The sequence below is a fragment of the Planomonospora sp. ID91781 genome (assembly GCF_015711595.1).
In the GTDB taxonomy this organism is placed as follows: domain Bacteria; phylum Actinomycetota; class Actinomycetes; order Streptosporangiales; family Streptosporangiaceae; genus Planomonospora; species Planomonospora parontospora.
The window spans coordinates 2,452,563-2,478,974 of the sequence record NZ_JABTEY010000001.1 but is presented as its reverse complement, the minus strand read 5'-3'; the positions used below and the strand labels follow the sequence as shown (position 1 = coordinate 2,478,974).

The 26,412-nt window shown below is 72.7% G+C and carries 22 protein-coding genes; 9 read left to right on the top strand and 13 right to left on the bottom strand.

Going from position 1 to position 26,412, the window contains the following annotated elements:
- Positions 1–318 precede the first annotated feature (318 nt).
- From HS048_RS11325 to betA, 5 genes are all read left to right on the top strand, one after another.
- A complete protein-coding gene (locus HS048_RS11325; RefSeq protein ID WP_196466922.1) occupies positions 319–1,362 on the top strand; it encodes a glycine betaine/L-proline ABC transporter ATP-binding protein in 1,044 nt (347 codons plus the stop codon).
- Entirely contained in the window at positions 1,359–3,407 is a 2,049-nt protein-coding gene (locus HS048_RS11320) for an ABC transporter permease subunit (protein WP_307832427.1), read from the top strand. The genes HS048_RS11325 and HS048_RS11320 overlap by 4 nt, the downstream gene beginning before the upstream one ends.
- A gap of 28 nt (positions 3,408–3,435) precedes the next feature.
- Positions 3,436–4,428, top strand: a complete 993-nt coding sequence (locus HS048_RS11315) for an ABC transporter substrate-binding protein (RefSeq protein WP_196466921.1) — start codon at positions 3,436–3,438, stop codon at positions 4,426–4,428.
- A gap of 61 nt (positions 4,429–4,489) precedes the next feature.
- Entirely contained in the window at positions 4,490–5,509 is a 1,020-nt protein-coding gene (locus HS048_RS11310) for an ABC transporter substrate-binding protein (protein WP_084008047.1), read from the top strand.
- Positions 5,506–7,134, top strand: coding sequence for a choline dehydrogenase (gene betA, locus HS048_RS11305; RefSeq protein ID WP_196466920.1), 1,629 nt, complete (start codon positions 5,506–5,508; stop codon positions 7,132–7,134). The genes HS048_RS11310 and betA overlap by 4 nt, the downstream gene beginning before the upstream one ends.
- 73 nt (positions 7,135–7,207) lie before the next feature.
- Here the strand turns inward: betA and HS048_RS11300 are convergent, their stop codons facing one another.
- The 11 genes from HS048_RS11300 to HS048_RS11250 form a co-directional block, all read right to left on the bottom strand.
- Positions 7,208–7,795, bottom strand: a complete 588-nt coding sequence (locus HS048_RS11300; protein ID WP_373868859.1) for an ATP/GTP-binding protein — start codon at positions 7,793–7,795, stop codon at positions 7,208–7,210.
- Positions 7,776–8,138 (bottom strand): DUF742 domain-containing protein, encoded by a 363-nt coding sequence (locus tag HS048_RS11295; RefSeq protein WP_068895027.1) that lies wholly within the window; start codon positions 8,136–8,138, stop codon positions 7,776–7,778. Before HS048_RS11295 ends, HS048_RS11300 begins: the two co-directional genes overlap by 20 nt.
- 84 nt (positions 8,139–8,222) lie before the next feature.
- Positions 8,223–8,645 (bottom strand): roadblock/LC7 domain-containing protein, encoded by a 423-nt coding sequence (locus HS048_RS11290; protein WP_068895025.1) that lies wholly within the window; start codon positions 8,643–8,645, stop codon positions 8,223–8,225.
- The gene (locus HS048_RS11285) at positions 8,642–11,731 is read right to left on the bottom strand and encodes a nitrate- and nitrite sensing domain-containing protein (protein WP_196466919.1); all 3,090 of its coding nucleotides are present in this window, start codon (positions 11,729–11,731) and stop codon (positions 8,642–8,644) included. Before HS048_RS11285 ends, HS048_RS11290 begins: the two co-directional genes overlap by 4 nt.
- Before the next feature lie 221 nt (positions 11,732–11,952).
- A complete protein-coding gene (locus HS048_RS11280; RefSeq protein ID WP_196466918.1) occupies positions 11,953–14,247 on the bottom strand; it encodes a [protein-PII] uridylyltransferase in 2,295 nt (764 codons plus the stop codon).
- Positions 14,248–14,250: 3 nt separating this feature from the next.
- Positions 14,251–14,589 carry a P-II family nitrogen regulator gene (locus tag HS048_RS11275; protein WP_068895019.1) on the bottom strand — a complete coding sequence of 113 codons (339 nt, stop codon included), beginning with the start codon at positions 14,587–14,589 and terminating at the stop codon, positions 14,251–14,253.
- Positions 14,586–15,902 carry an ammonium transporter gene (locus HS048_RS11270; protein ID WP_068895017.1) on the bottom strand — a complete coding sequence of 439 codons (1,317 nt, stop codon included), beginning with the start codon at positions 15,900–15,902 and terminating at the stop codon, positions 14,586–14,588. The genes HS048_RS11275 and HS048_RS11270 overlap by 4 nt, the downstream gene beginning before the upstream one ends.
- A gap of 546 nt (positions 15,903–16,448) precedes the next feature.
- Positions 16,449–17,387, bottom strand: coding sequence for an RNA polymerase sigma factor RpoD/SigA (locus HS048_RS11265; protein ID WP_068894996.1), 939 nt, complete (start codon positions 17,385–17,387; stop codon positions 16,449–16,451).
- Positions 17,388–17,601: 214 nt separating this feature from the next.
- On the bottom strand, positions 17,602–18,753 hold the full coding sequence (gene hutI / locus HS048_RS11260) for an imidazolonepropionase (RefSeq protein ID WP_191895914.1): 1,152 nt from the start codon (positions 18,751–18,753) through the stop codon (positions 17,602–17,604).
- Positions 18,750–20,120 (bottom strand): formimidoylglutamate deiminase, encoded by a 1,371-nt coding sequence (locus HS048_RS11255; protein ID WP_068894994.1) that lies wholly within the window; start codon positions 20,118–20,120, stop codon positions 18,750–18,752. The genes hutI and HS048_RS11255 overlap by 4 nt, the downstream gene beginning before the upstream one ends.
- Positions 20,108–21,418, bottom strand: coding sequence for an allantoate amidohydrolase (locus HS048_RS11250; protein ID WP_196467863.1), 1,311 nt, complete (start codon positions 21,416–21,418; stop codon positions 20,108–20,110). Before HS048_RS11250 ends, HS048_RS11255 begins: the two co-directional genes overlap by 13 nt.
- 238 nt (positions 21,419–21,656) lie before the next feature.
- Here HS048_RS11250 and HS048_RS11245 point away from each other — a divergent pair, with 238 nt between their 5' ends.
- Positions 21,657–22,766: a glycoside hydrolase family 19 protein gene (locus HS048_RS11245; RefSeq protein ID WP_068894992.1), complete on the top strand. Its 1,110-nt coding sequence runs from the start codon at positions 21,657–21,659 to the stop codon at positions 22,764–22,766.
- A 163-nt stretch (positions 22,767–22,929) separates the two neighbouring features.
- On the opposite strand, the gene HS048_RS11240 is transcribed toward HS048_RS11245, so the two are convergent.
- Complete coding sequence (locus tag HS048_RS11240; RefSeq protein ID WP_068894991.1) at positions 22,930–23,616, bottom strand: SDR family oxidoreductase; 687 nt, start codon at positions 23,614–23,616, stop codon at positions 22,930–22,932.
- 10 nt (positions 23,617–23,626) lie between these two features.
- Positions 23,627–23,956: a hypothetical protein gene (locus HS048_RS11235; protein WP_196466917.1), complete on the bottom strand. Its 330-nt coding sequence runs from the start codon at positions 23,954–23,956 to the stop codon at positions 23,627–23,629.
- A 38-nt stretch (positions 23,957–23,994) separates the two neighbouring features.
- Between HS048_RS11235 and HS048_RS11230 the strand changes: the two genes are divergently transcribed.
- The 3 genes from HS048_RS11230 to HS048_RS11220 all read left to right on the top strand — a co-directional run bounded on the left by HS048_RS11230 (position 23,995) and on the right by HS048_RS11220 (position 26,349).
- On the top strand, positions 23,995–24,525 hold the full coding sequence (locus HS048_RS11230; protein ID WP_196466916.1) for a PadR family transcriptional regulator: 531 nt from the start codon (positions 23,995–23,997) through the stop codon (positions 24,523–24,525).
- A 92-nt stretch (positions 24,526–24,617) separates the two neighbouring features.
- Positions 24,618–25,577, top strand: a complete 960-nt coding sequence (locus HS048_RS11225) for an ATP-binding cassette domain-containing protein (RefSeq protein ID WP_196466915.1) — start codon at positions 24,618–24,620, stop codon at positions 25,575–25,577.
- Between the two features lie 22 nt (positions 25,578–25,599).
- Positions 25,600–26,349, top strand: a complete 750-nt coding sequence (locus tag HS048_RS11220) for an ABC transporter permease (RefSeq protein WP_068894986.1) — start codon at positions 25,600–25,602, stop codon at positions 26,347–26,349.
- Positions 26,350–26,412: the final 63 nt, after the last annotated feature.

Sequence of the window (26,412 nt, the reverse complement as noted above, 5' to 3'; positions counted from 1 at the left end):
TTCGAGCACATCTCAACCAGTCAAGACCACCGACCATAGCCACACAAATGCTCACTCATGAGACAAGAGAGGCGAGAACCTGGAGCTCCAATTTCAATCCAGTACTCTAATTCGGACCATCCGATAATCGCATTAAGTATTTGTCATACCTATATGGCTGTTTGCACCGTTCCAAAACACGGCGCCCGGGACAACGCGCCAGAAGCACGAGCGCCTCCAGAAGATCACGGCATTGTTATTCCTGATATTTCCGCCATATCGTGACCCCTTGCGCCCCTAGCCTCATCCGCATCGGAGCGGTGAGCTTTGGAGGAGAAAGTGGCCTCACCCGACGGCGCCGCGATCGAGGTTCGTGGCCTGTGGAAGATCTTCGGCCCCCGGGCGGACCGCGTTCTCGGCGGTCCCGACGCCGGGCTGGACCCCGTCGCGCTGCGGGAGAGGACCGGCTGCGTCGCCGCGGTGCGGGACGTCGGTTTCACGGTGCGGCCCGGCGAGGTGTTCGTCGTGATGGGCCTGTCGGGCAGCGGCAAGTCCACCCTGGTCCGCTGCCTCACCCGGCTGGTCGAGCCGACCGCGGGGGAGATCTCCATCGCCGGTGAGGACGTGCGCGCCGCCTCCCCCGCCCGGCTCCGGGACCTGCGCCGGCACCGGGTCAGCATGGTCTTCCAGCACTTCGGCCTCCTGCCGCACCGCAGGGTCCTCGACAACGTCGCCTACGGCCTGGAGATCCAGGGCGTCCCGCGCGCGAGAAGGCACGAGCGCGCGCGGGAGATGCTCTCCCTGGTCGGCCTGGACGGCTTCGCCGAGACCCTGCCCGACCGGCTCTCCGGCGGTATGCAGCAGCGCGTCGGCCTGGCCCGCGCCCTGGCCACCGGCCCGGAGGTGCTGCTCTTCGACGAACCGTTCAGCGCGCTCGACCCGCTGATCCGCCGCGACATGCAGGCCGAGGTCGTCCGGCTGCACCGCGAGGTCGGCACCACCATGCTGTTCATCACCCACGACCTGTCCGAGGCCCTCAAGCTGGGCGAGCGCATCGCCATCATGCGCGCGGGCGAGATCGTCCAGACCGGCACCGCCGAGGAGCTGGTCGGCTCCCCCGCCGACGAGTACGTGGCCGACTTCGTCAGGGACGTCCCCCGCGGCGACGTCCTGTCGCTCCGCTGGATCTGCCGCGACTCCGCCGACGGCGAGCGGCCCGGCGAGACCGCGCTGCCCGCCGAGACGGTCATCCGCGACGCGGTGCCCGCCGTACTCCACTCCGACCTGCCGGTCCGCGTCGTCCAGGACGGCCGGCCGATCGGCGTGGTCGACCGCCGTGACGTCCTGTCCGCCCTGGCCGGCCTTCCCGGAGCCGCCTTGTGAGCTCCGGGACGGTCGGCGCGGCCGAGCCGGCCGGGGTGCAGGCAGGACCGCCGACAGAGCCGTCGACAGAGCCGTCGACAGGGCCGCCCGCGGGCCGGACCGCGGGCTCGGCCCCGCCCGCCGCCCGCCGCGGCGCCGTACGGGTGCCCCGCTGGACGCCGGCGCTCGCCGCGGCGGGCCTGGCGGTCGCCGCCTGCGCCGCCTACGCCGCCTTCCAGGGCACCGCGACCCTCCCCCACGACGACGACGCCGCCCCGTTCCGGATCATCGCCGACCTGCGGGCCTGGGCGGACGCCGAGCGCAACCGGAGCCCGTTCTTCCTGTTCCTCGTCAACTACGTACGGCTCGGCGTCGGCGGCGTCCACGACCTGCTCCACCTGGTCCTGCACGGCCTGGGCTGGGCCGGTCTGGCCGGGTGCGCGGGCGCGCTCGGCTGGCTCGCGGGCGGCGCGCGCACCGGGCTGCTCGCCGTGGCCGGGTTCGGCGCGTTCGGGGTGCTGGGGGTGTGGCAGGCGAGCGTCGACACGCTCGCGCTGGTGCTCGCGGCCGTCCTGCTCTCCCTGGCGGTCGGCCTGCCCCTGGGGGTCTGGGCGGGCCTGTCCCCGCGGCTGCGCCGCCTGCTCACCCCCCTCCTCGACGTCATGCAGATCATGCCGACGTTCGCCTATCTGGCGCCGATGGTGCTGCTCTTCCAGATCGGCCCGGCCGCCGCCACCGTCGCCACGATGGTCTACGCGATCCCCCCGGCGATCCGGATCACCGCGCTCGCCGTCGAGCAGGTCTCCCCCGCCGCGGTGGAGGCCTCGGAGTCGCTGGGCGCGACGCGCGCGCAGACCCTGCGCGGGGTCCGCCTCCCGCTGGCCCGCGGCACCATCGGCCTGGCGGCCGGCCAGACCATCATGATGGCGCTGTCCATGGTGGTGATCGCGGCGCTGATCGCCGCCCCGGGGCTCGGCTCGGACGTCATCCGGGGGCTGTCGCGGGCGGACGTGGGCCTGATGCTCCCGGCCGGCCTGGCCATCGTCGTCATGGCGGTCGTGCTCGACCGGGTGGTCACCGCCGCGGCGCGCCCGCCGCACGAGGAGGCCCTGGAACCCGGGGCGGCCGCCCGCCGCGCCCGGTCGCGGCGGGCGGCCGCGGGCGCGCTGGCGGCCACCGGTATCCTGCTGGGCCGCGTGCTGCCCGCGGAGTTCCCCGGCGCGTGGGCGCTCGACTTCGCCGGCCCGGTGAACGACGCCGTGGACTGGGCGAAGACCTCCTGGTACGGCCTGACCCAGGCGGCCGGCGGCGCCGTCACCGAAGGACTGCTCAACCCGCTGCAGACCGTGCTCACCGAGGCGCCCTGGTGGCTGGTCGCGGCGGTCGCGCTCGCGATCGGGTGGCGGACCGGCGGGCCCCGGCCCGCGGCCGCCGCCACGGCCTGCCTGCTCGCCACGGCCCTGCTGGGACTCTGGCGGCACACCATGGAGACGCTCACCACCGTGCTGGTGGCGGTGGCGCTGACCCTGCTCGCCGGCCTGGTGCTCGGCGTGGCGGCGGCCCGCTCGCCCCGGTTCGCCGCCGTACAGCGGCCGCTGCTCGACGCCGCGCAGACCCTGCCCGCCTTCGTCTACCTGCTGCCCGCGCTGGCGCTGTTCGGCGCGACCCGGTTCACCGCGATCTCCGCCTCGGTGGTCTACGCGGTGCCCGCGGTCGCCCGCCTGGTCGAGGAGGGCGTCCGCAACGTCGCCCCGGGCGCGGTCGAGGCCGCCCTGTCCTGCGGTTCCACCGAGCGGCAGCTGCTGTGGAAGGTACGGCTCCCGATGGCCCGGCCCGCCCTCCTGCTCGCCGCCAACCAGGGGATCGTCATGACGCTCGCCATGGTCGTGGTCGGCGGGCTGGTCGGCGCGGGCGGGCTCGGCTACGACGTCGTCTCCGGGTTCTCCCAGCGCTCCGACTTCGGCATGGGCTTCGCCGCCGGGATCGCCACCGTGCTGCTCGGCGTCACGCTCGACCGGATCACCCAGGGCGCCGGCCGGCGCCCGCTCACCCGCACGTCCACCTGACAAGAACCTGGAAGAAGAAGAGGATCGCATGAGGATCGGAACCAGGGTCCGGCTGCTCGCCGGTGTGCTCACCCTCGGACTCGCCGCGGCGGGCTGCGGCGGGGCCACCGTGGAGACCGGCGCCGGTCCGGCGCAGCCGTCCGCGGGCGCCGCGGGATCGTCGGCGCCCGCCGCGGGCGGCACCGTGAAGATCGCCGTCAACCCGTGGGCGGGCTACGAGGCCAGCGCCGCGGTCATCGCCCACCTCCTGGAGAAGGAGCTCGGCTACACGGTCGAGAAGAAGGAGCTCGCCGAGCAGGTCTCCTGGGAGGGCTTCGAGACCGGTGACGTCGACGTCATCGTGGAGAACTGGGGCCACGAGGACCTGAAGAAGACCTTCATCGAGGAGAAGAAGGTCGCCGTCGAGGCGGGCTCCACCGGCAACAAGGGCGTCATCGGCTGGTACATCCCCAAGTGGATGGCCGACGAGTACCCCGGCATCACCGACTACAAGAACCTGAACAAGTACGCCCGCCTGTTCAGGACCCCCGAGTCCGGCGGCAAGGGCCAGCTGCTCTTCGGCGACCCCTCCTACGTGAGCAACGAGGAGGCGATCATCAAGAACCTGAAGCTGGACTACAAGGTGGTCGTCGGCGGCAGCGAGGCGGCGCTGATCGAGTCCGCCACCCAGGCGCAGCGGCAGAAGAAGCCGTTGCTGTTCTACTTCTGGGACCCGCACTGGCTGTTCAGCAAGATCGAGCTGGCCCGGGTGAACCTGCCCCCGTACACCGAGGGCTGCGACGCCGACCCCAAGAAGGTCGCCTGCGACTACGCCGAGCTGGACCTCGACAAGATCGTGAGCAAGAGGTTCGCCGACACCGGCGGCAAGGCCTACCAGCTGGTCAAGAACTTCTCCTGGACCAACGAGCACCAGAACGCCGTCGCCAACGACATCACCAGCAACGGCATGTCCGCCGAGGAGGCGGCGAAGAAGTGGGTCGAGGCCAACCCGTCGGTCTGGGCCGCCTGGATCCCGCAGTAGGCGGGTCCGGCCCGGCGGGGCGGTCCCGCCGCCCCGCCGGGCCCGAGTCGCGGAGGTCGACATGAGACGTGGCATCAGACGCAGCATCAGACACAGGATCAGACACGGCATCAGACGCAGGAACGCCCCACCGGGCGGGCGGCGGCGTACGGCTCCCGCCGCGGGGCCCGCCGGGCTCGCGGTGCTGCTCCTGCTCACCTCGTGCAGCGCGCAGCAGGCCGCCCCGGAGCGGACCGGCGGCACCGTGCGGATCGCGATCAACGACTGGGCCGGCTACCGGGCCAGCGCCGCGGTCCTCGCGCTGCTGCTGAAGCGCGAGCTCGGCTACGAGGTGCAGGAGGTGGAGCTGACCGAGGCCCGGTCGTGGGAGGCCTTCGAGCAGGGCACGGTCGACGTCATCGTCGAGAACTGGGGGCGGGAGGCGGAGAAGAAGACCTACATCGAGGAGAAGAAGGTCGCGGTCTCCGCCGGCCGGAACGGCAACAAGGGCATCATCGGCTGGTACGTCCCGCAGTGGATGGCCGAGAAATATCCGGACATCACGGACTGGCGAAATCTCAATAAGTACGCGCCGCTCTTCCGGACCGCGAAGACGGGGAACCTGGGCCAGATCCTCGACGGGGACCCGTCCTACGTCACCAACGACGAGGCCCTGGTGCGCAATCTCGACCTCGACTACAAGGTCGTCTACTCGGGCAGCGAGGACGCCCTGATAAAGGCCGCCCGGCGCGCGACCACGCGGCGCGAACCGCTGCTGATGTACTTCTACGAACCGCAGTGGCTGTTCACCCAGGTGAAACTGGTCAAGGTCAACCTCCCCCCGTATGCGATCGGCTGCGACGCCGACGCCGAAAAGGTCGCCTGCGACTACCCGCCCTATCTGCTGGACAAAATCGTCAGCAGGCGGTTCGCCGACACCGGCGGAAAGGCCTACGAGCTGGTCCGTAACTTCTCCTGGACCAACGCGCACCAGAACGCCGTGGCCCGGGACATGACCGAGGGCGGCATGTCCGCCGAGGAGGCGGCCCGCGCCTGGGTCGACGCCAACAGGATCGTCTGGAAGGACTGGATGCCCCGGTGAGCTACGACTACGTCATCGTCGGCGGCGGCTCGGCCGGCTCCGCCCTGGCGAACCGGCTGAGCGCCGACCCGTCGGTGCGCGTGCTGGTCCTGGAGGCGGGCCGTCCCGACCACCGGTGGGACGTGTTCATCCACATGCCGGCCGCGCTGATGTTCCCCATCGGCAGCCGCTTCTACGACTGGCGCTACGAGTCCGAGCCCGAGCCGCACATGCACGGCCGCCGCGTCTACCACGCCCGCGGCAAGGTCCTCGGCGGCTCCAGCAGCATCAACGGCATGATCTTCCAGCGCGGCAACCCGCTCGACTACGAGCGGTGGGCGGCCGATCCCGGGATGGCGGACTGGGACTACGCCCACTGCCTGCCGTACTTCAAGCGCATGGAGAACTGCCTGGCCGACCCCGGGACCCCGTTCCGCGGGCACGACGGCCCGCTGGTCCTGGAGCGCGGCCCGGCGAAGGGCCCGCTGTACGACGCGTTCTTCGAGGCGGTACGGCAGGCGGGCCACCCGCTCACCGACGACGTGAACGGCTACCGCCAGGAGGGCTTCGCCGCCTTCGACCGCAACCTGCACCGCGGCCGCCGGCTGAGCGCCGCCCGCGCCTACCTGCACCCGGTGCTGGACCGCCCCAACCTCACCGTGCGGACCCGCGCCCACGTCTCGAAGATCGTCTTCCGGGGGAACCGGGCGGTCGGCGTCGAGTTCGACGGCAAGCGGGTCCGCGCGGGCGAGGTGATCCTGTGCGGCGGGGCGGTCAACTCCCCGCAGCTGCTCCAGCTGTCCGGCGTGGGCGACGCGGGTCTGCTGAAAGGGCTCGGCATCGAGGTCGTGCACCACCTGCCGGGCGTGGGCGAGAACCTCCAGGACCACCTGGAGGTCTACGTCCAGCACGCCTGCCTCCGGCCCGTCTCCATGGCGCCGGCCCTGGCCCGGTGGCGGCGGCCGCTCATCGGCGCGGACTGGCTGCTGCGCCGCTCGGGGCCGGGTGCGAGCAACCACTTCGAGGCCGGCGGGTTCATCCGCTCCAACGACGACGTCGCCTACCCGAACCTGATGTTCCACTTCCTGCCGATCGCGATCCGCTACGACGGCTCGGCCCCGGCGACCGGACACGGCTACCAGGTCCACGTCGGCCCGATGTACTCCGACGCGCGCGGCAGCGTGCGGATCAGGTCCGCCGACCCCCGCGTCAAGCCCGCCCTCCGGTTCAACTACCTGTCCACCGCCGCCGACCGCCGCGAGTGGGTCGAGGCGGTCGGCAAGGCGCGGGAGATCCTCTCCCAGCCGGCCTTCGCCCCCTTCGACGGGGGCGAGATCTCCCCCGGCCCGGCCGTGCGGAGCGACGAGCAGATCCTCGACTGGGTCGCCCGCGACGGCGAGACCGCCCTGCACCCCTCGTGCACCTGCCGGATGGGCACCGACGAGATGTCCGTGGTGGACCCGGCGACGATGCGGGTCCACGGGGTGGAGGGCCTGCGCGTGGTGGACGCCTCGGCCATGCCGTACATCACCAACGGCAACATCTACGCCCCGGTGATGATGCTCGCCGAGAAGGCCGCCGACCTGATCCTCGGCGTCACCCCGCTGCCGCCCGAGCCCGTGGAGTTCCACCGCCACCCCGGCTGAGCCCCGGCGCCCGGGGGACGCCGAAAAGCCGGTACGGCTCCCGCGGGAGCCGTACCGGCCGGGCCGGGGGCCGTCAGACCGACATGCCGTAGGCGGCGCGCACCCGCAGGACGTGCTCGACCAGCGTGATGAGCGTGCTCTTCACGGAGTCGCGGGAGCGGGCGTCGGTGCGCACGATGGGGACGTGCGGGGCGAGCGCCAGGGCCTCGCGCACCTCGTCCTCCGAGTGCGGGAACTGCCCGTCCCAGCCGTTGATGCCGACCACGAAGGGGAGCTTGGCCTCCTCGAAGTAGTCGATCGCCGGGAAGCCGTCGGCCAGGCGGCGGGTGTCGATCAGGACCACCGCGCCGATGGCGCCGCGGACCAGGTCGTCCCACATGAACCAGAACCGGTGCTGCCCGGGCGTGCCGAACAGGTACAGGATCAGGTCCTGGTCCAGGGACAGGCGGCCGAAGTCCATGGCGACCGTGGTGGTCGACTTGGTCGGCGTGAGCCCCAGGTCGTCGACGCCCGAGCTCGCCTCCGTCATGACCGCTTCCGTGGTCAGCGGGAGGATCTCCGAGACGGCGCCCACGAACGTGGTCTTGCCGACGCCGAACCCGCCTGCTACGACGATCTTCGTCGATGTCAGGCCGCCGCGGTTAGAGCCTGCGAAGTCCACTGAGCACCCTTTCGAGCATGTTGAGATCCGGTTGTCCCTGGTCGAGACGTGGCTGGTGGAGGCGGACGAGACCCTCGTCCGCCATGTCCGCCACCAGTACGCGGGCCACCCCGAGCGGGACCCGGAGCAGCGCCGAGATCTCGGCGACCGACCGGAACGAGCGGCAGAGCCTGATGATGGCGTCCTGCTCGGGGGTGAGCAGGGCCAGCTCCTCGTCCATGATGGGGGAGGAGGAGACCAGGGTCTCCATCGCCATGTGATAGCGCGGCTCGGCGCGACCGCCGGTCACCGCGTACGGACGGAACAGGGGCTCCTCGTCCCCGGTTCCGTCAACGCCCAGCACGGCCCTCTCCAGGTGCGGACGCCGGGACGGACGGACGGGCGGTCCGCGCGCTCCCGGCTCGCCGAGTGTGTGCCGACCCGGTCATCAGCGCCCCCGCGAGGACTGCAGCTCGGCCCGGATCGCCGGGGTGAGGACCTGGCCGGCCCGGTCGACGAGCAGGGTCATCTGGTAGGCCACCAGGCCCATGTCGCACTCGGGCGAGGCCAGCACGGCGAGCACGGAACCGTCGCTGATCGCCATGACCAGCAGCAGACCGCGCTCCATCTCGACCACCGTCTGGGTGACCGCGCCGCCCTCGAACACGCGGGACGCGCCCACGGTCAGGCTGAGCAGCCCGGCGGCCACGGCGGCGAGCTGGTCGGCCCGGTCGTCCGGGAACCCCTCGGAGCTGGCGATCCGCAGGCCGTCGGCCGACACGACCACCGCGTGCGCGACACCTGGGGTGCCCCGGACGAACTCGGTGATCAGCCAGTCGAACCTGCGGGCCTCATGGCTCAGAGTAGTCACTGGCCCTCCTCCTTTTCCGCCACGTTCTTGGCGGTGTCCTCATATAGTTCCGCACGGCCCCGCCGCACGCCCTGCTGGAAGCTCGACAACCTGTTCCGCACCCGCTCGGGCGAGATCGGGGGCATCGGCGTCGACGGTGCGCTGGCCGCGGCACCCGGCACCAGGTTGGCCTTGGGGGTCCGCTTGGGCAGGCCTGCGGCGGTGATCCCGCCGAGGCTGGGGTCGCTGGCCGCCTGGGCGGCCTGCCAGCCCGCGTCCGCCGGGGTCTGCCAGTTCTCCGGCTGGCGGGCCGGGATCGTCCGCCGGAGCGGGGTGACGGCCGGACCCTGGACCGACGCGGGGACCGCCTCCCTGACCGGCGCGGACACCGGTTCGGGAGCCGGTGCGGCCTCGGGCACGCGCTCCACGGCGGGAGGCGCGGCCTCGATGTGCCGCTCCGCCCTGTCCGGACGCCCGGCGTCCTCGGCGTCCTCAGGGTTCCCAGCGATCTCGGCGGCCTCGGCGTCCTCGGGCTCCGCGGGGCCGTCGGCCCTGCGGAACCAGGCCGACTCGACCGAGGCGAAGATCGGCAGGAACTCCTCCTGCTCGGGTTCGAGCGGGGAGACTCCGACCGCCGGCATCGAGGCGGTGACGGGGTCGTCGTGGGAGGCCTGCCCCCACGCCGAGAACGCGCCCGCGGCGCCGTCCCCGCCGCCCGCGGAGGCTCCGTTGCCGTTCGACGCGCCGACCTGGCGCTTCGGCAGGGGCGCCTCGGTGCTCTGCGGCGGTGCCCCGAAGGGGGCCGCCTGCGCCGGCCGCCGCTCGGGGAGCGGCTGGTCGGCGGAACCGAACGACGGCGCCTGCGGCGCGGGAGGCCGGCCGAACGAACCCTGGTCCGCGGAGGTCTGGCCGAACGAGCCCTGACCGAACGAGCCCTGACCGAACGGGCTCCGGTCCGCCGGCTGGTCCATCGGCTGGTCCATCGACGCCTGGCCGAAGGAACCCCGGTCCACCGACCGGTCCATGGAGGCCTGGCCGTACGCGCCCTGGCCGGGGATCTGGCCGAACGGGTTCTGGCCCGCGGACGCCTGGCCCTGGTCCATCGACGCCTGGCCGAACGAGCCCTGGCTGAGGGCCGCCTGGCTGAACGGGTTCGCGCTCAGCGACGCCTGGCCGAACGAGCTCTGCGAGGTGAGCGACTCCGACCCCCACGAGGCGGCCGGGACCGGACTCGTCGCCTCGACGACGAGCTCCGGCGGGAAGAGGACCATGGCGATGAGACCGCCGGTCTCCTGCGGGCGGAGCTGGACGCGGATGCCGTGGCGCAGGGCCAGGCGGCCGACCACGAACAGGCCCATCCGCCGCGACACCGACACGTCCACGACGGGCGGGTCGGCCAGCCGCCGGTTGGTCTCGACGAGCTCCTCAGCGGTCATGCCGATGCCCGCGTCGCTGACCGCGAGCAGCGCGCCGCCGCCCTCGATCATGCTGCTGGAGACGACGACCTGACTGGCCCGGGGGGAGAACTGGATGGCGTTCTCCACCAGCTCGGCCACCAGGTGGACGATGTCGTTGGCGGCGCTTCCGGCGACCGAGATCGCGCGGTGCACCTTGACCTGGACCCGCTCGTAGTCCTCGACCTCCGACAGGGAGGCGCGGACGACGTCGACGAGCTTGGCCGGCTGGCTGCGCCTGCGGGTCGGCTCGTGGCCGGCGAGGACCAGGAGGTTCTCGGAGTTGCGGCGCATGCGGGTGGCCAGGTGGTCGAGCTTGAACAGGTCGCCCAGCCGGCCGCCGTCCTGCTCGCCCTTCTCCAGACCGTCGATGAGCGAGATCTGCCGCTCCACCAGGGTCTGGGTCCGCCGCGAGAGGTTGACGAACATCGCGCTGATGTTGGACCGGAGCTCGGACTCCTCCGCCGCGAGCCGTACGGCCTGGCGGTGGACCTCGTCGAAGGCCTTGGCGACCTCGCCGATCTCGTCCCTGCTGTCGACCGAGATGGGCTCGACCTCGGGGGTCTGGGTCTCTCCGGAGATCCGGAGCTTGCGCACCACGTCGGGGAGCCGGTTGCCCGCGACGTCCAGCGCCTCGACCCGGAGGCGGCGCAGCGGCAGGACCATCGAGCGCGCGATGAGGACGGTGAGGCCGAGGACCAGCAGGAGCAGGGTCAGGATCAGGCCGGCCGCGATGATCGCGGCGCGCTGCTCGGCGTCCTCCAGCTCCCGGGCACGGGTGATCACGTCACCGGCGACCTTGGTCTCGACCTTCTTCATCCGGTTGAGGACCTCGGTGTTGTCCCCGAACCACTGCTTGACCTCGGTCAGGTCGCTCAGCAGGCGCCCGGAGGCGTTCGGGCGGCCCGCCAGCGCGATCGCCTTGGACTTCGTCAGCTCGGCGCGGTGCACCCGCTCGTCGACCAGCTGGGTGCTGAGCAGCTGGCCGTTCTCGGCGCCCGCCTCGATGGCGAACTCGGCCTTGCGCTCCTCCAGCCGCGACCGCGAGGCGATGAACTCCTCGACCTGCTGCGCGTTGACCAGCGCGGGCGCGTAGTAGCCGGCCAGCAGGCGGGCCCGCTGCCGGGAGACCTCCTCCTTGGCGTAGGCCAGCGCGCTGAGTCCCCGGGTGTTGCCGACGATCTCCGGGTCGTCGCTGACCAGCGTGAGCTCCTCGTGCAGCTGGAGCAGCGGGTTGATCAGGAAGACGTAGCGCTCGGCCCGGGCCGTGCCGGGCAGCTCACGGGTCTTGCCGAGGCTGTCGAGCTGGTACGCGGCGTCGCGGGCGGCCTTGACCGCTCGGGGGCCGTAGGAGTCGTCGATCGCCCGCAGGTCCCTCCGGACCTCCAGCAGCAGATCGTCGACCACCTTCCGCTGGGTGGTGAAACTGCTCTCCAGTCCCTTGTTCGCGGGCTGGAACGCCGCCCACGCCCCCCGGTCACGTTCCAGGCCGATGGCCTGCGCGAGGTCGCGCAGGCGGCCGGAGTACTCCGCCGCGGCCGCCGTGCGCTGGTGCACGGTGACACCCTCGACGGAGGCGGCAACGCGCGCTCCGGCGAGCAGCACGCCCACCGCGGTCGGCACCAGGATCAGCGCCGTGAGACGCGTTCGCACGCGCCAGTTTCGCAAACCGAATCGGGCGGCAGGCCGCTTGCCGCGGTCGCGCACCGATGCGGTCTCGCTATCGGTAGGTCCCGTCGTCACCGCTCTAGCTACCCTTCACCATCACGACACAAGTGGCCATCATCAGACCATAGACCCACGGGACAGAAGCGGCATATCCGACAAAACGGACTTAATCGTTACGGATGCGACGAAAGACTGATTTCCGATGGTTATCTCAGAGCGCTGAGGACCTGATCCCTCACCTGCGCACGCTGGGTCCGGTCCGTCAGAGGACGTCCAGCCCTGTCAACCACGTAGAAGACGTCCACCGCCTCTGCGCCGAGAGTCTCCACACGCGCAGCGCGCACGTCAAGACCACACTCACCAAATGCTCTACCAATCCGCCACAATAGCCCCGGACGGTCGTGAGCGCGTACTTCCACGACGGTCGCCGTGGTGGACGCGTCGTCCACGAGGGTGACCCGGGGCGGCGCGACCGGCACCCGGGCCGGTCGCAGCGAGCGGGTACGGCGGGCGAGGCGCTCCTCGATGTCGAGCCGGCCGGCCAGGACGAGCCGCAGGTCGGCCTCCAGCGTCGCCGGGTCGGGCGGCGAGCCGTACTCCGGGACCACCGAGAACTCGATCACGGCGGTGGACCCCGCCGAGGCCGCAGAGGCGGCGCGGACCACCATCCGGTGCGCGGCGAGCACCCCGGCCGCGCTCCAGAGCAGCCCCGACCGGTCGGGGGCGACCACGGTGACCGATCCGCCGTTGACCCGGACCGCCCCCCCGCCGTGCCGGGCCAGGGCCGCCTGCCCGGCGGAGAGGGAGGGCGCGGGCCGCGGCGGGGTCCCGGACAGCACCGAGCGCACCCGCCGCACCAGGTCCGTGACCAGTGAGGCCTTCCAGGCGTTCCACGCGGCGGGCCCGGTGGCGTTGCCGTCGGCCACGGCCAGGGCGGCGAGCAGCTCCAGCACCTCGCGCGAGCCGACCGCCTCGGCCACCCGGGAGATCGTCACCGGGTCGTCCAGATCGCGCCGGGTGGCGGTCTCGGGCAGCAGCAGGTGGTGGCGGACCACTCTCTCCAGGATCTCCACGTCCACCGGGGGCAGTCCCATCCGGGCGCCGATGTCGCGGGCGACGACCGCGCCGGTGTCGGAGTGGTCGCCGGGATAGCCCTTGCCGATGTCGTGCAGGAGCGCGCAGATGAGCAGCAGGTCCGGCCGGGAGACCTCACGGGTGGACGCGGCGGCCCCGGCCGCGGTCTCGATCAGGTGGCGGTCGACCGTGTAGCGGTGCACGGGGTTGCGCTGCGGGCGGTGCCGCACCCGCTCCCAGTCGGGCAGCAGCCGGACCAGCACTCCGGCCTGGTCCAGTTCCTCCCAGACCGGCACGGCCGCGCGCCCGGCGCCGAGCAGCGCCACCAGCGCGTCGCGGGCCTCGTCCGGCCAGGGCACCGGGAGCGGCGGGGACTGGGAGGCCAGCGCGGCCACGGTGGCCGGGGCGAGCGGCAGCCCCGCCTCGGCGGCGGCGGCCGCCGCGCGCAGCACGAGCACCGGGTCCTTGCGCGGATCGGCCCCCCGGGCGAGCACGACCTCCCCGCCGTGCTCGACGACGCCGTCGGCGAGCGGCCGGCGCCCCCGCGGCGCGGGCCCCGACAGCAGCCGGTCCACGGTGCGCCAGGTGCCGTCGAAGGCGTGCGCGATCGTCCGGCCCGCCTCGGCGAGCCTGCGCATCAGCGCCTCGGCGTCGAGCAGGCCCAGCATCCCGGCGACCGCGTCCTGCTCCTGCAGGACGAGCCGGTCGGTGCCGCGCGCCGTCACCAGGTGCAGGCCGTGCCGGACGTCGAGCAGGAGCTCGTAGGCCTCGCGGACCCGGGGACCCGGGGCCGAGGCGACCCAGGCGGCGGCCACGGCCTGCATCGCCTGGACGTCGCGGAGCCCGCCGTGCGCGTCGCGCAGATCGGGCTCGAGCAGGAAGGCGAGCTCCCCGCTGGTCTCCGTCCGCCGGTCCGCGGCCTCGCGCAGCTCGCCCAGGCGGCGCCGGGAGTCCGCCCGCCACTCGGAGAGCACGGTCTCGCGCGCCGCGCGCGTCAGCTCGGGGTCCCCGGCCACGTGCCGGGCCTGGATCAGCCCGAGCACCGCCTTGAGGTCCTCCCGGGCGACCTTCGCCGCCTCCTCCACGGTCCGGACCGAGTGGTCCAGGCGGACCCCGGAGTCCCAGACCGGGTACCAGACCCGGTCGGCGACGCGGGCGATGTCGTCGCGCCCGTCGTGCAGCAGGACCAGGTCGAGGTCACTGCCCGGCGCCAGCTCCGAGCGGCCCAGGCTCCCGACCGCGACGAGCGCGACCCCGCCCAGGGGGCCGCGCTCGTCGCCGTTCCTGCCGTCCCTCGGGTCCGGCCCCTTCCCGGGACGCCCGTACGGCGTGCCGCAGGCGGTGCGGAGCAGGTCCGTCAGCCAGCGGTCGACGTCCGCGGCCCGCTCCCTGCGGGCCGCGGCGTACGAGCGAGTCTCGCCTCTCACCGGTCAGAGCGCCTCAGGGCCGCGCTCGCCGGTGCGGACCCGGACGACGGTGTCGACCGGGACGGACCAGACCTTGCCGTCACCGATCTTGCCGGTCTGTGCCGCCTTGACGATGACGTCGATCACGTCCTCGGCGTCCTCCTCCTCGGCGAGCACCTCCAGCCGGACCTTGGGCACCAGGTCCACCTGGTACTCGGCGCCCCGGTAGACCTCGGTGTGCCCGCGCTGGCGGCCGTAGCCGCTGGCCTCGCTGACCGTCATGCCCTTGACGCCGAACTGCTCCAGGGCCGCCTTCACGTCGTCGAGCTTGAAGGGCTTGATGACCGCGGTGATGAGTCTCATGCCTCCACCTTCTTCGCGGCCGGCACCACGGCCGGGCCGTTGGGGGACGCCACTCCGGAGGAGTGGACGGTGCCGAGGTCGTAGCCGGTCTCGGCGTGGGTGGTGATGTCGATGCCCGCGACCTCGTCCTCGGCGGAGATCCGGAAGCCCATCGTCTTGTCGACCACCTTGGCGATGATCCACGAGACGATGAAGGAGTAGGCGCCGACCGCGACCGGGCCGAGCACCTGCACTCCGAGCTGGGAGATCGGGCCGCCGTAGAGCAGGCCCTTCTCCTGGCCGTCGGCGAACGGGTAGGCGGCGACGAAGCCCAGCGCCACCGCGCCGACGACGCCGCCGACCATGTGCACGCCGACCACGTCGAGCGAGTCGTCGTAGCCGAGCCTGTACTTCAGGCCGACTCCGTAGGCGCAGGCGACACCGGCGAGCGCGCCGATGACGAACGCGGCCCAGGGGTCGACGAAGCCGCAGGCCGGGGTGATCGCGACCAGGCCGGCCACCGCGCCGGAGGCGACGCCGAGGGTGGTGGAGTGGCCGTCGCGGAGCTTCTCGACGAGGAGCCAGGCGCCGGCCGCCACCGCGGTGGCGATCTGGGTGTTCATGAACGCCAGGCCCGTGGTGCCGTCCACGGCGAGCTCGGAGCCCGCGTTGAAGCCGAACCAGCCGAACCAGAGCAGGCCCGCGCCGAGCAGGACGAGCGTGAGGTTGTGCGGCCGCATCGGGTCCTTTCGCCAGCCGACGCGCTTGCCGACGACCAGTGCGACCGCGAGGGCCGCGGCGCCGGCGTTGATGTGCACGACCGTGCCGCCGGCGAAGTCCTCGATGCCGAGGTTGCTCAGCCAGCCGCCGCCCCAGACCCAGTGGGCCACGGGGAAGTAGACGACGGTCGCCCAGACGAGCGCGAAGACCACCCAGGCGCCGAACTTGACCCGGTCGGCGAGCGCGCCGCTGATCAGTGCGACGGTGATGATCGCGAAGGTCATCTGGAAGGCGGAGAAGACGAGGCTGGGCATACCCGTGCCGTCGTCCTTGGTCGCGGTGTCGACGAGGCCGCTCAGGCCGATGTTGTCGAGGCCGCCGACGAGCTTGTTGAGGAAGCCGCCGTCGCCGGCCGTGTCGAAGGCCAGCGAGTGTCCGTAGAGGACCCAGGCGACCGTCACCACGATGATGCTCACCCACGACATCATCATCATGTTGAGGACGCTCTTGGCCCTGGTCATGCCCCCGTAGAAGAACGCGAGGCCCGGCGTCATGAGCAGTACGAGCGCGGTGCTCATGAGCATCCAGGCAGTGGAGCCGCCATCGATCTTCATCTGATGCGACCCTCCTTCCGATTGGCGTGTGGCCGGTTGTGCAGTCGCAGTGGGCGCTTCCAGGGCTTCGTCGACCGGCCGCGCACTGACGTACATGACGGACGGGGTCCGCCTCGCCCCGCGGGCCCCGGTCCGCTCACGCGTCCCGACCGGTTCCGCCAAGGTTTTCCCTTCCGTGCGCCACAGCGTCTTCGCCCGCCGTTTCGGGGCGCGACCGCGCATGTTTCACATCTGTGAAACCCGCCGGAATGATGTTTCGGCCTCGTTTCGGACAGCTCACACACCGATCAACAACCACCCGGAACCACGCCCCCGCTTGACCGGGTCCTTGCCCGCACGGCGTTCGGCAGGGTCCCGCGGCCCGTGACGGCCGGGGCCGACGCGCACTGGGGCGGGTCCCTTGCTCCGTGCGGCGACCGGTGCGGGCACGGCTGCGGGCCGTACGGCCCGCAGAGGGGCACGGAGGCGGGCTGGGAGCGGCGGCCGCGCAACACAGAAACCCGGCCGGACCACCGCGAACGGGATCCGGCCGGGAACGGAAGAAGGTCAGGCGGCGGTGGCCATCTTGCGGAGGCGGGCCAGCGCGTCGCGCTCGATGCGGCGGGCGCGGTCGCGGCCGATGCCGTAGCGCTCGCCGACCTCGGTGAGCGTGTGCTCGCGCCCGTCGATCAGGCCGTAGCGCCAGCGGAGCATCTCGCGCGTCTGCCCCTCCAGCCCGGTCAGCCACTGGTCCAGGCGCTCGCGCTCCAGGATGTCCATGGCCTGCTGCTCGGGGTCCGCCCACGTCTCGTCGGCGATCATGTCGCCGAGCTCCGTCTCGTCCTCGTCGCCCACCCCGAGCTGGAGCGAGACCGGGTCGGAGGCCCAGCGGCGCAGCTCGCGGACCCGCTCGATCGGCAGCTCCAGCACCGCCGCCAGGTCGGCGTCCGTCGGCTCGGCATCGAACTCGGCCAGCATGTCGCGGCGGACCCGCATCAGCCGGGTCATCTGCTCCCCGGCGTGGGTGGGCAGCCGGACCGGGCGGGCCTGCTCGTGGATCGCCCGGCCCACGGACTGGCGGATCCACCAGGTGGCGTAGGTGGAGAACTTGTAACCGCGCCGGTAGTCGAATTTCTCCACCGCGCGGACCAGTCCGAGGTTCCCCTCCTGGACCAGATCGATCAACGGCATTCCGCGCCCGGAGTATTTGCGCGCAACCGCCACCACAAGACGTAGATTGGCCTGGATGAACTCATCCTTGGCCCGCCGCCCCGAAACGGCCAGCCGCTCGAGCTCCTCGTCGGCGGCGTCGCCGATCCTCGGCTCCGTCGACCCGCCGTCCAGCAACTGCTCCGCGAAGAGGCCCGCCTCGATCCGCTTCGCGAGCTCGACCTCCTCCTCCGCGGTCAGCAGCGGGACCCGCCCGATCTCCGCCAGGTAGGTCCCGAGCAGGTCCCGATCCGAGACGTGCTGGTCCTGCGTCCGATTCCCCGTCGGCCTTGCCATTCGATGGCACCTCGCTCCGCCTGCTTATGGCGTGCCCGCCCGCTCGCTCATACGCCCCGCGCGCACGGACACGTCGCTTGCCTAATCAACGCATGGATCAGGGCAAAGATTCCCTAAAGAACTACGCCCGGAGGACGGTTTCGCTTTCCTCCTCAAGGAGGATGCCTCCGGCCGCCATGACACAAGCGGTGCGGATTACCCGGGATGGCGCCCGTCAAACGGCCCGGCGGCCTCCTTTCCACACCTGCAGCACCAGGGGTACCCCGGGGCGGTAGGCGAGGTGGACGTAGGAGGGCGCGTCCAGGACCACCAGATCCGCACGGGCCCCCACGGTGAGCGCGCCGACGTCGGTGCGGCGCAGCGCCGCCGCGCCGCCGGCCGTCGCGGCCCGGACCGCCTCCAGCGGCGTCAGCCCCATCTCCCTTACGGCCAGCGCCACGCAGAACGGCATGGACGAGGTGAAGGAGGAGCCCGGGTTGCAGTCGGTGGCCAGCGCCACGGTCACCCCGGCCTCCAGCAGGCGGCGGGCGTCCGGGTACGGCGAGCGGGTGGAGAACTCCGCCCCGGGCAGCAGGGTGGCCACCACCCCGGCGGAGGCGAGCGCCTCGACGTCGGCGTCGGTCAGGTGGGTGCAGTGGTCGGCGGAGGCGGCGCCCAGCTCGGCCGCGAGCAGCGCGCCCGGCCCCTCCCCCAGCTGGCCGGCGTGCACGCGCGGCAGCAGCCCGGCCTTGACCCCGGCGGTGAGGATCTCCCTGCTCTGGTCGGCGTCGAACGCGCCGCGCTCGCAGAAGACGTCCACCCAGCGCGCGTACGGCGCGCAGGCCGTGAGCATCTCCCCGGTCACCGTGCGCACGTAGTCGTCGGCGGAGGCGGCGTCGGGGGGCACGACGTGCGCGCCCAGGTACGTCGTCTCGTCGGTGAAGCCCCGGGCGATCTCCAGGCAGCGCCGCTCGTCCTCGACGGTGAGCCCGTAGCCGCTCTTGATCTCGACGGTGGTCGTGCCCTGGGCGAGCATCTCCGCCACCAGTGCCGCGGTCCCGGCCGCGAGCTCGGGCACGGTGGCCGCGCGGGTGGCCTCGACCGTGGTGCGGATGCCCCCGGCGGTGTAGCGCTCCCCCGACATGCGGGCGGTGAACTCGGCGGTGCGGTCGCCCGCGAAGACCAGGTGGGCGTGGCTGTCGACGAACCCGGGGATCACGCAGCGGCCGCCGACGTCCACGCGCTCGTCCGCGCCCGGGTCGTCCCCCGCCCGGCCCGTCCACACCACGCGGCCGTCCTCGACGACCAGCGCGGCGCCGGCGACCTCCTCCCGCTCGGGGTCGCCGGTGTACAGCAGTCCGATCCGGTCGAAGACCGTGCTCGTCACACGCCCACCCCTCGCGCCTCGACGATCGCGGTCTCCAGCAGCGCGCCCACGTCGCCCAGGACGTGCCGCCCCTCGGCGACGACCTGGCGGCCCCCGGAGACCACCGAGTGCACGTCGGCGGCCGTGGCGGCGAAGACCACGGCCTCGGCCGCGCCCTGTCCTCCGGCGGACGCGCCGCCGCCCGCCGTACGGACCGAGTCGAGCCGGACGGAGACCAGGTCGGCCCAGGCGCCCGGGCAGAGCGTGCCCGCGTCGGGGAAGCCCAGCGAGGCGTGCCCGGCGGCGGTGGCGGCCGTCAGCAGCTCGGCGGCCCGCCAGTGGCCGCGCCGCTCGGTGGCCAGCCGCTCGTCCAGCTCGACCGCGCGGGCCTCCTCGAACAGGTCGACGACCGCGTGGCTGTCGGAGCCGAGCGTGATCGGCGAGCCCGCCTCGAACATCGCCCGCGCCGGCCCGATGCCGTCGGCCAGGTCCCGCTCGGTCGTCGGGCACATGCACACGTACGTGGTGGACTGCCCGAGCAGCGAGACGTCCGCCTCGGAGACGTGCGTGGCGTGCACCGCGGTCGTGCGCGGGCCGAGCACGCCGTGCTCGTGCAGCACCTGGACGGGCGTGGCGGAGTACATCTCGACGCACGCGGTGTTCTCGGCCCGCTGCTCGGAGACGTGGACGTGCAGCGGGACCCCGTGCTGGTGGGAGAAGGCCGCGACCGTGCGCATGTGCTCGGGCGGGACGGCCCGGACCGAGTGCACGGCCGCGCCGACCTCCACGTCCGGCGCGCCGTCGTAGGCGGCGCACAGGGCCTCGGCGCGCGCGGCCCACCGCTCGGCGTCCCCGTCGGTGAACCGGTGCTGGACCCCGTCCAGCGCGACACCCATCCCGCCGCTCAGGTAGCAGGCGTCCAGCAGGGTGATCCGCAGCCCCGCCTCGCGCGCCGCCGCCACGAGCGCGTGCCCCATGGCGTTGGGATCGTCGTACGGCGTGCCGTCCGGTCCGTGGTGCAGGTAGTGGAACTCCCCGACGCAGGTGATCCCGGCCAGCGCCATCTCGGCGAACGCCGCCCTGGCCAGCCGGAGGTAGGAGTCGGGGTCCAGGGCGCGGGCCACGCCGTACATCTGCTCGCGCCAGGTCCAGAAGCTGCCCTTCTCCGCCTGGGTCACCCCGCGCAGGGCCCGGTGGAAGGCGTGGGAGTGGGCGTTGGCGAGACCGGGCAGGGTCAGGCCGCGCAGGCGGACCGCCCCGGCCGGCGGTTCGGCCACGCCGGGCGTGACCGCCGTGATCCGGGAGCCCCCGACCGTGACGACGACGCCCGCAGCGACCTCCCCCGGCGGCAGCCAGGCCAGCTCGCACCAGTAGGTCAGCTCCGACACAGCTCCTCCAAGGTGGCGGCGAGGGCGGCGACGCCCAGGTGGCAGTCGGACGCCTCCGCGTGTTCTTCCGGAGAGTGTGAGATGCCCGTTGGATTGCGTACGAACACCATCGCGCTGGGAACCCCGGCGGCGGCGAGGATCCCGGCGTCGTGCCCGGCCCCGGTGGGCAGCACCGGCACGGGCCCGGCGGCCGGGTCCTGGGCGGATCCGCCCTCTGGGTGCCGTGCCTCCGGGTGCCGTGCCTCCGGGTGCCGCGGGTCCTCCGCCGGCGGCCCGGCGGCCGGGCGGTGCGCGGAGGGCCCGGAGGACAGGGCCGCGGCGACGGCGGTCCCGGCGGCCGACGCCAGGCGGTCCCGCAGGGCGGCGTCGAAGTCCACGGCCGGGGTCCACGACTCCTCGCGCACCTCCGCACCGGAGGACTCGGTCAGCTCGGCGACCAGGGCCCGGACCGCGCCGGTGTCCCCGCCCCGGGCGTCCAGCCAGGCGCTGACCAGGCCGGGGATGGCGTTGGCGCTGCCGGGCGAGACGCGCAGCCTGCCGAAGGTGGCGACCACGCCGCGGCGCCGGGCGGCCTCGCGGGCCCGCAGCACCGTCCGGGCGAAGGGCAGCATGGGGTCGTCGCGGTCCTCCAGCCGGGTGGTGCCCGCGTGGTCGGCCCGGCCGCGGAAGTCGAACCGCCAGCGCCCGTGCGGCCAGATCGCGCTCGCGACGCCGACCGGGGCGCCGGCGTGCACCAGCCCGCGGCCCTGCTCGACGTGGAGTTCGACGAAGACGCCGACGTGCCCGAGGGTCTCGTCGTCCCGGCCGAGCGCGCCGGGGTCCCGCCCGGCCCGGCGGAGCACGTCGGCCAGGGAGGAGCCGTCGTCGTCGGTCAGGCCGCGGGCCCGGTCGGGGTCGAGGACGCCGGTGAGCAGCCGGGAGCCGGTGCACGGCACGCCGAACCTGGCCCCCTCCTCGTCGGTGAAGCAGGCGATCCCCAGCGGCCGGCCCGGCCGGAAGCCCCGGGCGTCGAGCAGGTCGAGGGCGGCGAAGGCCGACACGACCCCCAGGGGGCCGTCGAAGGCGCCGCCCTGCCGTACCGAGTCGAGGTGGCTGCCGGTGACCACCCCGGGGCGCCGCGAAGGGTCGCCCCGCCAGGCCCAGAGGTTGCCGTTGCGGTCCTCGCGCAGGTCCAGGCCGCGCCGGGCGGCCTCCTGCCGGAACCACTCCCGCAGTTCCAGATCGGCGGGCGACCACGCGTCGCGCAGGTAGCCGCCGGTCCGGCCGTCGCGTCCGAGGTGCTCGATGGCACCCCACATCTCGTCGAACACCCTCCCATTATGTGAATGAATCCATTCATTGGCGATACGGCGGACCGATATGCAGCCCGAAAGGATCACTTAAGGCGCCGTTAAGGCGACGTCTGCCAGCATTCCCGGCACACGGGCCTCCCGTCTCCGGCCCGTCCGGCGGAAGCCACGGTGCGGCGCGCGCGGACGGGCCGGTCCACCATCGTCGATCGTGCGCGGCCGCGGGCCGCGCCAAGGAGTTGATCAGGTGTCGAGACAGCGCATCATGTCGTCCCTCGCCGTCGCGGCGGCCGCCGCGGGCGCGCTCACGGTCGCCGGGCCGGCCTCCCCCGCCTCCGCCGCCGACTGCGCGGCCGCGTGGAACTCCGCGACGGCCTACACGGGTGGTGCGAACGTCTCCTACAAGGGGCGCAACTGGTCGGCCAAGTGGTGGACCCAGAACGAGACCCCCGGAGCCGCCTCCTCCGGCGTCTGGGCGGACAAGGGCGCGTGCGGCGGCGGCTCCGCCCCCGCTCAGCCGCCGGCGTCCGGGACGTGCAGCCACCCCGCCTGGAAGGCCGGCACGTGGTACGCCGCCGGTTCGATCGTCAGGTACACCGACGGGAAGTACTACCGGGCCGAGCACGACAACCCGGGCTACGACCCCGTCATCAGCACGTGGTACTGGGAGCCGCACGCCTGCGGCGGCTCGAACCCCGGCCCCTCGACCCCGCCCCCGTCGAACCCGTCGGACCCGTCGGGCTTCGTCGTCAGCGAGGCGCAGTTCAACCAGATGTTCCCGAACCGGAACTCCTTCTACACCTACAAGGGCCTGACCGCGGCCCTGAGCGCCTACCCGGGCTTCGCGAAGACGGGCGGCGACACGGTGAAGAAGCAGGAGGCGGCGGCCTTCCTGGCCAACGTCAACCACGAGACCGGCGGGCTGGTCCACGTGGTGGAGCAGAACACCGCGAACTACTCGCACTACTGCGACCGGAGCCAGCCGTACGGCTGCCCGGCCGGCCAGTCGGCGTACTACGGCCGCGGTCCGGTCCAGCTGAGCTGGAACTTCAACTACAAGGCGGCGGGCGACGCGCTCGGCGTCAACCTGCTGGCCAACCCGAACCTGGTGCAGACCGACGCGGCGATCGCCTGGAAGACCGCCCTGTGGTACTGGAACACCCAGAGCGGCCCCGGCACGATGACGCCGCACAACGCGATGGTGAACGGCCGCGGCTTCGGTGAGACGATCCGCAGCATCAACGGCAGCCTGGAGTGCGGCGGCCGCAACCCGGCGCAGGTGCAGAGCCGGATCGACTCCTACCAGAGGTTCACCCGGATCCTGGGCGTCACCCCGGGCGGCAACCTGAGCTGCTGACGCGGGCGGGAGCGCACGGAGGCGAGGGGCACGGCCGGGCGGGCCGTGCCCCTCGCGCGTCTCCGGACGGTTCGCGGGATCCGGCGGCGACCGGTCCGCCTCCGAGCCTCCGGCGGCCGGTTCGCCGGTCCCGCCGACGGGCCGGTCCGCGGACCCCCGGCGGTCAGTTCGCCGGTCCCGCCGACGGGCGGACCGTGATCTCGGTGACGTGGGCGTCCGGGGAGGCCGTCACCGCCGCCAGCACGGCCCGCGCCACCGAGTCCGCCCGCAGGTACCTGTCCGGCTCGTAGGCGCCGTTCTCCTGCTCGCGCACCCCGCGCTGCATGTCGGTGTCCACCCGCCCCGGGTAGACCGTGGTCACCCGCAGCCCCGGCTCCTCCAGCCGGAGCGCGTCGGCGAAGGCCCGCAGCGCGAACTTGCTGGCGGCGTAGGAGCCCCAGGTCGGGTTGGCCCGCTGTCCGGAGCCGGAGTTGACCAGCACGACGTGCCCGCCGCCGGCCCGCAGGGCGGGCAGCAGCAGCCGGGTCAGCTCGGCCACCGCGACCACGTTGACCTCCATCGTGCGCCGCCACACCTCGGCCGGGGTCTCCTCGATCCGCCCCAGCGTCACCACGCCCGCGCTGTGCACCAGCACGCCGAGCCGGTCGATCCCGGCGACGTCGGCCGCGGTGACGGCGGTCAGCTCGACCGGCCAGGGCCGCGCGCCGGGCAGCTCCGCGGCCACGCCGTCCAGCGCGTCGCGGTCGCGCCCGCCGAGCAGCAGGTCGTGTGTGGGGGCCAGGGCGCGGGCCACGGCGGCCCCCACCCCTCGGGAAGCTCCGGTGACCAGGGCGGTCGGGCGTGCTGACATGCGGCCAAGACTATGGGCACGGCCGGAACGTCTCGGGGCCGGGGCGCTCCAGGGTGAGCACATGGAGATCAGACGCGTAACGATGGTCGTGCGGCCGGATCCTCACCTCCCCCGCCGCGGCCTCCACGATCACGCATCGGTACCACTCCCCGCCCTGGAGGAACTCCCAGGGCCGCATCGGCTTCTCCAGTCCCGAACGGCGGACCTCCTCCAGCGCCTCCTCCTCGCCGCGGGGCCCGCCGAGCGGATAGCCGAACACCGTCAGGGGCTCCCAGCCGCCGTCCGCCTCGCGGACGAAACCGAGCAGGGCACCGTCGTCATCGCGTCTTATCTCTCTCACGGTTGACACCGTATACAAATTTTAATAAAAACTTGAATATGTCCTCCACTCGTGTTCTCCTTCTCGGTGTGCTCCTCGACGGCCCGCTGCACGGATACGAAGTACGGCGCCGACTGGAGATGTGGGGCACCGACACGTGGGCCAACGTGGCCTACGGGTCGATCTACCACGGCCTCGGCAAGATGGCCGACGAAGGCCTCCTCCACCGCGTGGAGGAGGGGAGAGGCGGCAAGACCCTCTACGAGATCACCGAGGCGGGCCGGGCCGAGTTCATGACGCGGCTGATGAGCCACTGGTGGGAGATCAAACCCATCGTGGACCCCTTCCAGGTCGCGTTGACCTTCATGGACCGGCTCTCCCCCGCCGACCTGATCGGCGCGATGGAGGCGAGGGCGGTGCAGCTGCGGGCCGCGATCGGGATGTTCGGGCGGGCGATCGAGGCCAAGCGCGGCCACGGAGCGCCCCGGCACATCGACGAGACCCTCCGCCTCAACGCGGCCCAGCTCGAAGCCCAGCTGGACTGGATCGGCAGCGCCCTCGAACGGGTCAGGAACGGCGAGCTGCCCTGACCGTCCCGCCCGGGGCCACCGTCCGGAAAACCGCTTGCCCCTCCCACAGGGAGAGGGTTCATGCTCGACATCCCCCGACACACGGAGAAATCATGATCATCGAAGCGCACGACCTGCGCAAGACCTTCACCGCCAGACGCGGGCGAGGCAGGACCGAGGAGGTCGAGGCCGTGCGGGGCATCGACCTGTCCGTCGGCGAGGGCGAGATCTTCGCCTGCCTGGGCCCCAACGGCGCGGGCAAGACCACCACGGTCCGCATGCTCGCCACCTTCACCGTGCCCACCTCGGGCACCGCGCGGGTGGCCGGGTTCGACGTGGTGAAGGAGGCCGCCAAGGTCCGGGAGAAGATCGGTTACGTCGGCCAGGCCGGCGGGATCGACGACAACGCCCCCGGCCGCGAGAGCCTCGTCATGGCCGCGCGGATCGCCGGATTCTCCCGCGCGCAGGCCCTGGGCCGCGCCGACGAGCTGATGGCCGCCTTCAGCCTGACCGAGATCGCCGACCGGCCGGTGAAGACCCTCTCCGGCGGGCAGAAGCGGCGCTTCAGCCTGGCCATCGGGCTGGTCAACCGGCCGCCGCTGGTCTTCCTGGACGAGCCCACCACCGGCCTGGACCCGCAGAACCGCGCCAACCTCTGGGACGAGATCCGCGCGCTGCGCGACCAGGGCACCAGCGTCCTGCTGACCACCCACTACCTGGACGAGGCCGACGCGCTCTGCGACCGCCTGGTCATCGTCGACCACGGCCGGATCGTCGCCGAGGGCACCGCGGCCGAGCTCAAGAAGGAGGTCGCCGGCGACGTCGTCACCCTCCGGCTCGACGACCTGGCCGCGGCCCGCGGGCTGCTGGACGCCGAGCCGTACATCAAGGAGACGCAGGAGGAGGGCGGGTCCCTGCGGGCCTACCTCGACGACGGCGAGCACAACCTGCCGGCGCTGCTGCGCGCCCTGGAGGCGGGCGGCCTGGCCATCCGGTCCATCTCCCTCGACCGGGCCACCCTCGACGACGTCTTCCTGAAGCACACCGGCCGCTCCCTGCGCGACGCCGCCTGACCCCGAGAGGAACGACCTTCCGATGTTCCGCCACACGATGCTGTTCCTGGGCCACGAGCTGGGGAACCTCCGCCGCAACCCGGCCTGGCCGATCCTCGGCATCATGCAGCCCGTCCTCTACCTGCTGCTGTTCGCCCCGCTGCTGACCAGCATCACCCCGAACGGGACGCTGGAGGAGGCGCTGGTCGTGTTCACCCCCGCCGCGCTGATGATGATCGCCCTGTTCGGGTCGATGTTCGCCGGGTTCGGCATGATAAACGAGACCCGCAACGGGGTGCTGGAGCGGCTCGCCGTCAGCCAGGCCTGGCGGCCCGCGATCATCCTCGGCCGGGTGGCCAAGGACATGATCATGCTGGTCCTCCAGTCGCTGGTCATCCTGGGCGTGGCCGCGCTGATGGGCCTGCGGATCGGCCTGCCCGCGATGGGCCTCATGCTGCTGCTCATGGCGGTGACCGGCCTGTTCGCCGCCAACCTGTCGTACGGCCTGGCGCTGGCGGTGCGCGACGAGAACGGCATGTCGCAGATCGTGCAGTTCTTCCTGCTCCCGCTGATGCTGCTGTCCGGCCTGATGCTGCCGATGTCGGTCGCCCCCGACTGGATGCAGACCGCGGCGAGGTTCAACCCGCTCTACTACGCGGTCGAGGCCGGCCGCGCGATGTTCGCCGGCGACTACTCCGACAGCACCATCCCGACCGCCTTCGGCCTCTTCCTGGTCCTGGGCGTGCTCACCCTGACCTGGTCGGTCCGCTCCCTGCGGAAGCTGGCAGGCTAGACCCGCGCCCGGCGGCCGGGCCTCCGTCCGCCGCCGGGGAACCGGGGCACGGCCCCTCGGAGG